This is a genomic window from Aggregatimonas sangjinii (assembly GCF_005943945.1).
Classification (GTDB): domain Bacteria; phylum Bacteroidota; class Bacteroidia; order Flavobacteriales; family Flavobacteriaceae; genus Pelagihabitans; species Pelagihabitans sangjinii.
On the sequence record NZ_CP040710.1, the window covers coordinates 2,076,309 to 2,087,381 of the forward strand.

General features: G+C 43.7%; 7 protein-coding genes. 2 read left to right on the forward strand and 5 right to left on the reverse strand.

Going from position 1 to position 11,073, the window contains the following annotated elements:
* Positions 1–106 precede the first annotated feature (106 nt).
* The gene (gene uvrA, locus FGM00_RS08485) at positions 107–2,887 is read left to right on the forward strand and encodes an excinuclease ABC subunit UvrA (protein WP_138852487.1); all 2,781 of its coding nucleotides are present in this window, start codon (positions 107–109) and stop codon (positions 2,885–2,887) included.
* 453 nt (positions 2,888–3,340) lie between these two features.
* Complete coding sequence (locus FGM00_RS08490; protein WP_138852488.1) at positions 3,341–4,588, forward strand: hypothetical protein; 1,248 nt, start codon at positions 3,341–3,343, stop codon at positions 4,586–4,588.
* Positions 4,589–4,659: 71 nt separating this feature from the next.
* Here FGM00_RS08490 and FGM00_RS08495 read toward each other — a convergent pair whose 3' ends face one another.
* Genes FGM00_RS08495 through FGM00_RS08515 form a run of 5 tightly spaced genes read right to left on the reverse strand, consistent with a single transcriptional unit; the run spans position 4,660 to position 11,009 of the window.
* The gene (locus tag FGM00_RS08495) at positions 4,660–5,517 is read right to left on the reverse strand and encodes an RluA family pseudouridine synthase (protein WP_138852489.1); all 858 of its coding nucleotides are present in this window, start codon (positions 5,515–5,517) and stop codon (positions 4,660–4,662) included.
* Between the two features lie 14 nt (positions 5,518–5,531).
* Entirely contained in the window at positions 5,532–7,841 is a 2,310-nt protein-coding gene (locus FGM00_RS08500) for an FdhF/YdeP family oxidoreductase (protein WP_138852490.1), read from the reverse strand.
* Positions 7,841–8,248: an RDD family protein gene (locus tag FGM00_RS08505; RefSeq protein ID WP_138852491.1), complete on the reverse strand. Its 408-nt coding sequence runs from the start codon at positions 8,246–8,248 to the stop codon at positions 7,841–7,843. The genes FGM00_RS08500 and FGM00_RS08505 overlap by 1 nt, the downstream gene beginning before the upstream one ends.
* A gap of 35 nt (positions 8,249–8,283) precedes the next feature.
* Positions 8,284–9,738, reverse strand: a complete 1,455-nt coding sequence (locus FGM00_RS08510) for a lipopolysaccharide biosynthesis protein (protein WP_138852492.1) — start codon at positions 9,736–9,738, stop codon at positions 8,284–8,286.
* A complete protein-coding gene (locus tag FGM00_RS08515) occupies positions 9,738–11,009 on the reverse strand; it encodes a glycosyltransferase family 4 protein (protein WP_138852493.1) in 1,272 nt (423 codons plus the stop codon). The genes FGM00_RS08510 and FGM00_RS08515 overlap by 1 nt, the downstream gene beginning before the upstream one ends.
* Positions 11,010–11,073: the final 64 nt, after the last annotated feature.

The window sequence follows — 11,073 nt, forward strand, 5'->3', positions numbered from 1 at the left end:
AACTTACAAAATCCTTTAAAAAGTAGCGTATTATTCCAGCGGTCGAACTATCATTCTTAGCTAAAAATCACGACGTATCGTATCTTTGCAAACCGAAAACACGTACATGACTACATTATTGGATGTAAATCCCAAGCAAAACATTATCATAAAGGGTGCCAAACTACACAATCTGAAGAATTTGGATGTAGTTATTCCCCGAAACAAATTGGTCGTCATTACCGGGCTGTCGGGCTCCGGTAAATCCAGTCTGGCCTTTGATACGTTGTATGCAGAAGGACAACGGCGCTATGTAGAGAGCCTTTCTTCCTATGCACGACAATTTTTGGGCAAGTTGGATAAGCCTAAGGTTGATTATATAAAAGGTATTGCCCCAGCCATCGCCATCGAACAAAAAGTGAATTCTACCAACCCGCGCTCTACCGTAGGCACCACTACCGAGATTTATGATTACCTAAAATTGCTCTATGCGCGTATCGGGAAGACCATTTCCCCTATCTCGGGAAAAGAAGTGAAGAAACGTACCGTAACCGATGTCATTAACTTCATAAAATCGTACGATGAGGGCACCAAGCTTTTGTTATTGGCCCCTATTCGCATCGATGAAAGTAAGGACACGTTGAAATCGCTACAATTATTATCGAAACAAGGTTACGCCAGAATCAAATATAAAGATGCCGTCATACGCATCGATGCCGCTCCCGAAGCTATAGGAAAAGAGTTTTATTTGGTTATCGATCGCGTTATTACCAAGACGGATGAAGATTTTTACAACCGTCTCGCAAATGCAGTGGATACCGCTTTTTTCGAGGGCAAGGGAGAGTGTATTATCGAAGAACTTTCCGACCAAAAGCAAACGCCGTTCAGCAACAAGTTCGAGCTCGATGGCATGGCCTTTTTAGAGCCCAACGTTCATCTGTTCAGTTTTAACAATCCGTATGGGGCATGCCCGAAATGCGAAGGTTACGGCGACGTAATCGGAATCGACGAGGATTTGGTAATTCCCAATACGGCCCTATCGGTATACGAAAATGGTATATTCCCATGGCGCGGTGAAAGTATGGGTTGGTATCGAGATCAGTTAGTGAATTCGGCCTACAAATTCGACTTCCCTATCCACAAGCCATGGTTCGAGCTCTCCGAAGCGCAAAAACAATTGGTTTGGGACGGCAATGACCATTTTATAGGCTTGCATAAATTTTTCACCACGCTGGAAGAAAAAAGCTATAAAATCCAGAACAGGGTAATGCTTTCAAGATACCGCGGGAAAACCAGGTGCAGCAACTGCAAGGGCAAACGCCTTCGCAAAGAAACCGACTATGTAAAAGTGGGCGAAAAATCCATTTCCGATCTGGTAGGGCTTTCTATAGAAAATCTGATTTTATTTTTCAACGACCTACAACTAAAAGAGCACGACGGACAAATTGCAGCTCGTTTACTCAAAGAAATTCAAACGCGTTTGGGTTTCTTGGATAAAGTAGGTTTAGGATATTTGACCCTTAACCGCAAATCGAATTCCCTTTCGGGCGGGGAAAGCCAGCGCATTAATTTGGCGACCTCTTTGGGCAGTAGCCTCGTGGGCAGCATGTACATTTTAGACGAACCAAGTATAGGCCTGCATCCGAAAGACACTGAAAACCTGATTACTGTTTTGCAATCGTTGCGGGACTTGGGTAATACGGTAATCGTGGTAGAACACGATGAGGACATTATGAAAGCGGCGGATCAGATTATCGATATCGGTCCCGAAGCGGGTACCCATGGCGGTCAAGTGGTGGCCAATGGTACTTTTCAGGAACTCTTGCAATCAGATTCCCTTACCGCTCGGTATTTGAACGGTACCGAAGAGATTCCGGTTCCGGAAAAACGTCGCACCACCAGTAGTTTTGTCGAAATCAAAGGCGCACGGGAAAACAACCTCAAAAATATCGACGTTACCTTCCCTTTAAATATGTTGACCGTAATAACCGGAGTATCCGGAAGCGGTAAAAGCACTTTAGTAAAAAAATTGCTTTACCCTATTATATTAAAGGAAGTTGGTGGTTACGGCCAAAAGGCCGGGCAGTTTACCTCCGTAGCCGGGAAATACAAGGAAATCAAGCATGTGGAGTTTGTAGATCAAAACCCCATCGGCCGTTCTTCGCGGTCGAATCCTGTAACCTATATCAAGGCTTACGATGACATTCGTGCACTTTATGCAGCTCAAAAGCTAAGTAAAATTAGGGCCTATCAGGCGAAACACTTTTCCTTTAATGTAGATGGCGGGCGATGTGAAAAATGCAAGGGCGAAGGGGAAATTACCGTGGAGATGCAGTTTATGGCCGATGTGCATTTGGAATGCGATACCTGTGACGGGAAGCGCTTTAAGAAAGAAGTGCTCGAAGTAACCTTTGAAGATGCCTCAATAGATGATGTATTAAACATGACAATTGATGATGCCATCGATTTTTTTGAAAAAGGGAAACAGACAAAAATCGTCAACAAACTAAAGCCGCTACACGATGTCGGTCTTGGCTATGTTACCTTAGGCCAGTCGTCCTCTACCCTTTCGGGCGGTGAGGCACAGCGTATTAAACTTGCCTCTTTTTTAGTGAAAGGAACGACCAAGGATAAGGTGTTGTTCATATTTGACGAGCCCACGACCGGGCTTCATTTTCACGACATCAAAAAGTTATTGAAATCGTTCGATGCATTGATCGGGCGTGGGCATTCGGTAATCGTTATAGAGCATAATATTGAGCTCATCAAATGCGCCGACCATATTATCGATCTCGGATTGGAGGGCGGTGATAAAGGTGGACAACTACTGGCTTTTGGTACGCCGGAGGAAATAATCACCAGCAAAACTTCGTACACAGCGCAGTATTTACGAGAAAAACTCCTTTAATCTCGGACAAAATTCAAGAAGATATATAATGTCCTTTTCGTAAACCTTGAATCCGCATGCGATATCTGGTCGTCGCTTTGGCAGAAAATATCTTAAAAAGATGTGCTTTCCGTATACCTTATTATATATAAAAAATTCAAAGTTACCATGTCTCGCACCTAAGGCTTGGTTTATGCTACCGTAAACGGTATCGTGTACTTGCTTTAATAACCATATTTTGCCCATAAACTGCTGATAAAAGAAACCGGTACGTTTCCAAAAAAAGTTCTTTCATCAATCGAAAAAATCGAAATACCTCAAATACACTACTTTGAAAAGTAGTTGTTTTTGGTTGTTTTTAATTTTTTATTACCCTGAATATCAATAAATTAAAAATTATTAGATTTTATGGCACGCTGTTTGGTATAAGTAAGACGAGTGTAAATAGTTACACTGAATTTAAAACCTTATATCATGAAAAACGTACTACTCTTTTTTTCAGCCCTTATATTAGGTACTTCGGGTATCTTGGCTTCCAGTACAGTAGATGATAAGGTTGCAACACGCAATGCTTATCGATACGACAACTCTTTTATTTTTGTCGAAAATGGCATTACGTTTTCGGTTTACCCGGACGGCGAATTTGATTTTTATATTGAGAATCAAGTTACAGGACGCAGAAACGGTATAACCTTTAACTCCGGTTTCGATTATAGTCCGTTTGCGCAGTATGACGACTACGGTGCCGTTATTCAAGTGGAGAACGTACCCATCTTTTACGATTTTTACGGTCGTGTGACCCAAATCGGTGATGTAGATATCAACTATAACCGAGGACGTGTACGAAGGGTCGGCGGAATGTATGTATACTATAACCGTCGTGGTCTATACGATTACCATACCGGATTCATTAACACCTACAACAGATATTACACTTATAGACCTTTTCATTCCTTCTTTGCAAGACCATCTTTAGGATTCTGTCTTGTATTCGGAAGCCCTTATAGAAGGTATTACAATCCGCTTAGGTATACGTACTACAGACCGTATCGTTTCAATCAAAGAAGGACGTATGCTACGATCGGTAAAACACACCGATACAATAAAGTCCGCAGGGAAAGAGCGTCTGTGTACCGTAACGACAAAAGAGTTGCCGTTCGTGATAGCAGAAGAAGCAGTGCCGTACGGAGTAATCGTACCGCTTCAAGAAGTAATAGAACAGCCGTAGCGAGAAATACGAAACAAACTCGAAACAATACCGTCTCACGACGTGGCAATACTGTACGGTCTAACGGAGCTGTAAGAGGAAACTCAAATAGTAAAGTTGCACGAAGAAGTGTCTCTAACCGCTCTTCCGCGAACAGAACCGTAAGCAAAAGGTCTTCTGTACGTTCACCAAGACAGCGTACCGCATCGAAGAGAACAACAACAGTTCGTTCACCAAGACAGGGTACTGTGAAGAAGAGAACAACGACAGTTCGTTCACCGAGACAGGGCACCGTAACGAAAAGATCAGTTACACGTACGCCAAGAAGTACTACGGTTAAAAGAAGTACGACGCAAAAAAGAACCGCGAGCACTGCGCGTAAAGCACCTTCGAAAAGCAGAAATACCACTGCCAGAAGTAGTGCTCCGCGAAGAACAGTAAGTAAAGCTTCTTCTAGAACCAGTAGAAGTAGCAATGCCAGAACAAGAACAGGACGTAGTTCCAGAAGGCAATAAGATAGTTTTTAGGTTGGTTAGTTGTTTACCTCCGTAGTGGATTCGTCTGCTACGGAGGTTTTTTGATAGTACTATTCAATATCGAACAGCTTTCCAAACTTCATGGGCGGTGGTAGTTCCCAGAGCATATCGATTCCCGTAAAAGGATGACGAAAAGCCAAGGAATGGGCATGCAGATACAATCCCTTTCCTTTCAAAATCAAATTCGGCCTTCCATAGTCGACATCCCCGAGAATGGGATTTCCCGAAAAGGCCGAATGTTTGCGCAATTGATGTCTTCTTCCTGTTCTCGGGTACAATTTTACCAGATTCAAAAAACCGAACCGCTTCGAGGAAATCGTCTGTAGCACTTCAAAATGAGATTCAGCTTCCTTTGTATCGATTGGAAGGCGAATGGTCCCGTTTGTTTCCATCGCGCCTATCGTCACTGCGATATAGGACTTCACAACCGCCCTTGCTTCGAATAATTTGCCAAGTGCCAAAATACTCGAACTGGTTTTTCCGATTGCTAATAGACCGGTAGTCGCGTAGTCCAAGCGGTGAACGGGTTGCGGGGAAACGGCATCTTTTTGAGCGCTCGGCAGCAGGTTTTGGGTCAATGCATTGGCTACCGTCTTAAAGCGGTTGCCGCTGGTTAATATCCCTGCCGGTTTGTTGACTATTGCCAGATATTCGTCCTCAAAAACGACCTCCAAATCTAATACCAGTCTGGGTTTTTCAGAATTGTCAATTGCTTTTAGTTCAATGCGTTCCCCACCTTTAATAAAAGTGGCCGTTGTGGCCACCCGTTCGTCAACAAAAATCAGCTCCTTTTTCAAGGCTTTTTTAAGTGCCGATTTGGTTGTAACTGTCGCAAAAATCCCTACTCCGTATTCTTGTAGACGTACGGGTAGTGATTGTATGGTTGCAATATGGACTTCAATGACCACTGGGGCAATTTTGGCTAAAGGTTCGCCAGAACCTTTTCTAGGGTGACCTTTATCGATTTACTGATCGGTGTTTTACTCCTTTCGGCAAAATGGTTATACGGTACAAGCACATTGGTCTCCGGAAAATAGGCCGCCAAGTTTCCTGGCGGGATTTGATACGGAACGACCTTGAAATTATTGGCCGTACGCTTGATACCATCATACCTACTGTGCAAATGCACGGCGTCGAGTTTTGAAAAATTCATGGCCTGCATGTCACGCGGGTTCATAAATAAAACCCTTCGCTCATTGTAAACGCCCCGATAGCGGTCGTTCAAACCATAGATGGTCGTATTGAACTGATCGTGTGAGCGGATAGTCATGAGCATAAACTCGTCCTTTTTCAATTGATGGTCGGGCAACTTGTTTATCGTCAACTGCGCTTTGCCATTGGGAAGCATGCTAAAATCCAATTCCCGCACGTTATTGGGAAGGTAATAGCCCGCTCCCTTAGACCGGTCGGCCGTATTCTCAAAACCTTTTGCCACCTTATCGATACTATCGCGAATGAGTTCGTAATCTTCTCCCATTGCCTTCCAATTTACCGCATGTTTACCTCCAAAATAAGTGTTTGCCATTTCAGCTATCAACTCTGGCTCGCTTTTAATTCGTTCAGAAGCGGGCTTTAAAAGTCCACGCGATTGTCTTACCCGCCCCATACTATCTTCCATGGTCAAATAGCGCAGGTCGCCATTTTTCATATCTTTTTCCGATCGGCCAAAAGTGGGCAGTATCAATGCGGTTTTTCCAGTCACTAGATGGGTACGATTTAGTTTGGTACTGATTTGCACTGTGAGTTCACATTGCTGCAAGGCTTTAGCCGTGTATTCCGTATCGGAGGCCGCCATCAGGAAATTCCCTCCAAGACAGATAAAAACATTTGCATCACCGTCATGCATGGCTTTCATGGCGCCCACAGTATCTACCCCTTCTTTATCGGGAGGTGTAAAACCCAAATGCTCCTTGATTCTTTCGTTTAATTTTCGGTCTACGAAATGCATGATCCCCACACTGCGATCCCCTTGCACATTACTGTGACCTCGCACCGGACAGGTACCGGCATGGGGCTTTCCGATAGCGCCTTTGAGCAAGAGCAGGTTCACATACTCCCGAATATTCTCTACCCCGTTTTTATGTTGGGTCAGACCCATCGCCCAGCAGACCACAATTTTGGACTTCCCTGCTAAGAGTGCGACCGTTTCGTCTATTTTTTCTACGGGTATTCCGCATTTGGCTAAAAGTTCTTTTTCGCTATATGTTTCCAGGTCAGAGATGAGCTCGGGATACCCATCTACATAAGTTTGAATGAAATCGTGATCGAATACATCCCCTGTTTTGGAATCCAACGCTACTAACTTTTTCAATAGCAGTTTGACCAAGGGAATATCCTGATTGATGTTCACGGCCAAATGGATATCCGCCATATCCTCTCCGCCACCTAACATCCCCTTGATTTTCTGTGGATTCTTAAAATTGACCAGTCCCGTTTCTTCCAGAGGATTGATGCTGATTACTTTGCCCCCGTTCTGTTTGCATTTTTCAAGGGCTGAAAGCATACGCGGATGATTAGTACCAGGGTTTTGTCCCGCAACTATAACCACCTCGGCCCCATAAAGGTCTTCCAATTTAATCGACCCCTTGCCAATACCCAATGTTTCCGAAAGCGCTACCCCGCTCGACTCATGGCACATATTGGAACAGTCAGGCATATTATTGGTTCCAAAAGCCCTTGCGAACATACCGTATAGGTAGGCCGCCTCATTGCTCGATCGTCCCGAAGTGTAAAATATGGCTTCGTTGGGGTCTTTTAATCCGTGTAGTTTTTCAGAAATTATATCGAAGGCACCTTGCCAAGAAATGGGTTCGTAGTGAACACTTTCGGGCCGTAACACCAAAGGTTCGGTAATCCTGCCAAATGTATTGAGTTGAAAATCCGAAAGTTTTGAAAGTTCTTCAACTGAATGGTTCTTGAAAAAATCACCATCAATATGCTTGGTTGTCGCCTCATCGGCCACTGCTTTGGCTCCATTCTCACAGTATTCCGCGATTTTTGAAGGGTTTTCGGGATTAGGCCAGGCACAGGAAGGACAGTCGTAACCTTCCTCCTGATTTAGCTCTAAAAAGGCTTGCATTGCCCGGACTACTCCCATTTCCTTAAAGCCATGTCGTAGGGCCTCCTTTACTCCCAAAAATCCGGCAGCCTTTTGCATTGGGTCGTCTAAACGAATTTGTGAAAATTCTTCGGAACCCCTTATTGATATATTTCTTTTTATGTGCGATTTCATCAGTATCGTTTTACTTCATCCTTTAAAACCAAGGAGCCTACAGCTATGTCGTGCAGCGCTTTTCTTTTTTTGTTTCCCGTTACGGTCAAAAGCGATATCCAACCTAAAGAAATCTTAATTACAAATCTCAAAATGGCACTAGGAAGCGCAAGATTTTTGGAAGTGTCCGCTTCCCTTTTCACTATAATACCGGCTTTCGAATGTCCGATAGTTCCCCCAAAAAGTGAAATCAATAACGGGTCGTACAGTAAAAAAACCAGTATGAATATCAGCATTCTGACCGTATTTGTAACGTTCGAGAACATGTTTAGAAATTGGGTTGCACCGTACATCATGACGATAAGGATTATAGAATCGATAATGGCAGCTTTTACCCTATCCGGTAAGTTCGCGAAATGGTATTGCATCTTATAAAAGTAATGAACCTACCTCCATAGGAACTCTATTTCCTTAAAAATCTCCTAAGCAGCCCAAAAACATCCTCCGAAATCTTAAACCGATACAAAATCCCGACATATAAGGCGACCATCAAGGCGCTTTTTAAAATAATGTTCAGTAATGCATGAAATGGAAACTGTACATAGTAAAAGATAGCTACGGTAACCGCTAAAAGGAAGACCACCTTAAGGGTTTCGGATGAAAAAGGCGACATTCCGAACTTTGTTTTAATATACAAAAGCTTTACGATATTGTAGATGGTAAAGGCGCTAAAACTGGCAATGGCGGCACCATTGAGGCCATAAGTAGGAATCAACCACAAATTCAATAGAATCGTGACAACCGCCAACCCTACCCCCATCAGTAATATAGCTCGATAATAGTCGGAATTGTATAAAATAGAATTGCTATTGCCCATTAGGGCATCAAAAACCTTCGCCAGACCGATCCAAAATACGATTTGCATTCCCAGACCGTAATTTTCCGGTAACAACTTATAAATGTCATCGAGGTTCAAAAGTAATAGCACGAACAACATTCCCGAGATGATAAACAGTGTCAAAGAGCTCTTTTGGTACAGTTGCCGTAATCCCATTTGGTCTTTTTCATTTAGTAATTTTGCCGTTAACGGATACGTGATTTGGTGCATCGCCCGAATGGGCACGGCGACGGCGACGGCCATAAAACCTGCTACTGAATAATAGGCTACATTTTCGATTGCGATAAACTGATTGATCATGACCTTATCGACTTCCAATAAAATGACGGCCGCCGAGCCTCCAAGTATGATCAATGCACTGTATTTCACAATCACTCCAGTCTTCGGTGGTAGGGTGAAACGTAGCTTTGGCATCCGTAAGCGATAGGCATAAAATTTCATAATGAGCATTCGAGCCACGAAGAGTCCGACCAAGGCCATCAAAAATATGTCGATGTCAATGATGGTATGATAGAGCAACACCAGCAAGACCGTTTGACCAATTCTACAAAAGATTTCCTTTAAGAAATTTCCAAAAACGGATTTCATCCGAATCCTTGCCCAGGCATAGAACACTTCAAAATAGGCCATAGCCATACCGATAAAAAAGATATACCATACGTAACCCTTAACCATAGGGTTTTCAGTCGCCAAAAAACTTCCAATGGCATCGTATGCCAGAAAGGAAAGCAATGCTACGGGCAATATTAGTGCCAACGGCAGCAGCAGCATGAGCATCAAGAAACCATCGGTTGTTTTTTCGTCGGTAAAACCGGAATAGAACTTGACCAGGGCGTTGGGCACCCCAAAGGCCAGGATCGGCATGAGTATGGTCGCCGCGGAAAGAATTACATTGACCAGGCCGTAATATGCATCGGACATGAAATTGGTGTACAAAAACAGCACATTGAGTGCTCCGATACCAAACCCTAAATAGGTAATTACGGTATTCTGCAACGATTGTTTGAATACGATACCCATTAGACTAGTTCAGCTAATTTTTTGGTGAGCGCCTTACGGCTATACTGCTCCGTATCTTTTGATGTTACGTACAACTGTCCTTTCTTATAAGCAGTATAGTAGGCAAGAATCATAGCTTTTAGTTCGGCTCGCGAATTGTAATCAAATGCGGCCCCGGTCAAGGTATCCTCTACGATTTCGCTTGCGTCCCAACCTTCAGGGCCCACCGCCAGAATAGGGCGTTTAGCAGCCATATACTCGTAAAGCTTCCCCGGAATGATGCCTTTGGTCTCTTCCGAATCGATCTCTACCAGCAATAATACTTGGGCCCTTTGCTGTCTGCGTAGCGCCTCGGCATGGGAAACGTATCCTTTCAACTTGAGATAGGGTGCCAACTCATAGCGGTAAATGGTATCCAATACATCCTCGCTGACGACCCCTATGAACTCCAATCTAAGATCGGTTCTAAAAACAGCATTTTCCCGGGCGATATCCGACAGCGTTTTCCAGAGGTTCTTGGGATTTCTGCCGCTTAGCAACGAACCGATATGGGCTATCGTAAAACTTTCGTCCAAATCCGCCCCACCCTGATAATCGGATTCATAGCCGTTGGTAATGACAGAAATTGGGGTATCGGAAAGATGCTGAAATTCTATTTTCGTGGTTCTACTGGTGACGATAAGCTTATCGGCCCCATTCAAGACCATTTTCTCTAAATCCTTATGCTTTTGTTCCGATTTTTTGGTCAATTTCAGCTTTTTGTGATATCCGATGGAAGTCCAAGGATCTCGGAAATCGGCTAGCCAATTCAATTGTAATTTTTCTTTCAAACCATGACCTATAAGATGCACGCTGTGGGGCGGCCCTGTGGTAATAATAGTAGCTATGTTTTCCCGCTCGATTACTTCCGACAGATAGGCGATAGATGGTTTGACCCAATTTTTTCGTGCATCGGGAATGAAAAGATTCCCCCTGACCCAAAGAAGGGCTTTTTCCAATAATGATTGCTTCTTCGTCTGTATTATCCCTGAACTAATTCGTTTGGTCTTCCTTGAGAACAATAGACCTGCAATGCCGTAAGGCTCGCGAATCGGATGTTTTAAAATGGTGATTCCTTCAGGCAGCTCCTTTAACAGTGACGTATCTTGAATGGGGTAATGCGGGTTTTCCGGAATGTAGACTGTAGGGTCAATCCCAAAATCCCTCAGGTAGGTGACGAATTTTAGCCATCGTTGCACCCCCGGTCCCCCTGCTGGCGGCCAATAATACGTGATGACAAGTATTTTTTTCATCGGATTCGATCAATTATACTGCAATTAGGTACCTGGGAGATGCATTGGATCAAATCGCCGTTCG

Excerpts from the sequence above, each read along its gene's own strand:
- uvrA (WP_138852487.1), top strand. The coding sequence starts at position 107 with ATGACTACATTATTGGATGTAAATCCCAAGCAAAACATTATCATAAAG.
- FGM00_RS08490 (WP_138852488.1), top strand. The coding sequence starts at position 3,341 with ATGAAAAACGTACTACTCTTTTTTTCAGCCCTTATATTAGGTACTTCG.
- FGM00_RS08500 (WP_138852490.1), bottom strand. The coding sequence starts at position 7,841 with ATGAAATCGCACATAAAAAGAAATATATCAATAAGGGGTTCCGAAGAA.
- FGM00_RS08505 (WP_138852491.1), bottom strand. The coding sequence starts at position 8,248 with ATGCAATACCATTTCGCGAACTTACCGGATAGGGTAAAAGCTGCCATT.
- FGM00_RS08510 (WP_138852492.1), bottom strand. The coding sequence starts at position 9,738 with ATGGGTATCGTATTCAAACAATCGTTGCAGAATACCGTAATTACCTAT.
- FGM00_RS08515 (WP_138852493.1), bottom strand. The coding sequence starts at position 11,009 with ATGAAAAAAATACTTGTCATCACGTATTATTGGCCGCCAGCAGGGGGA.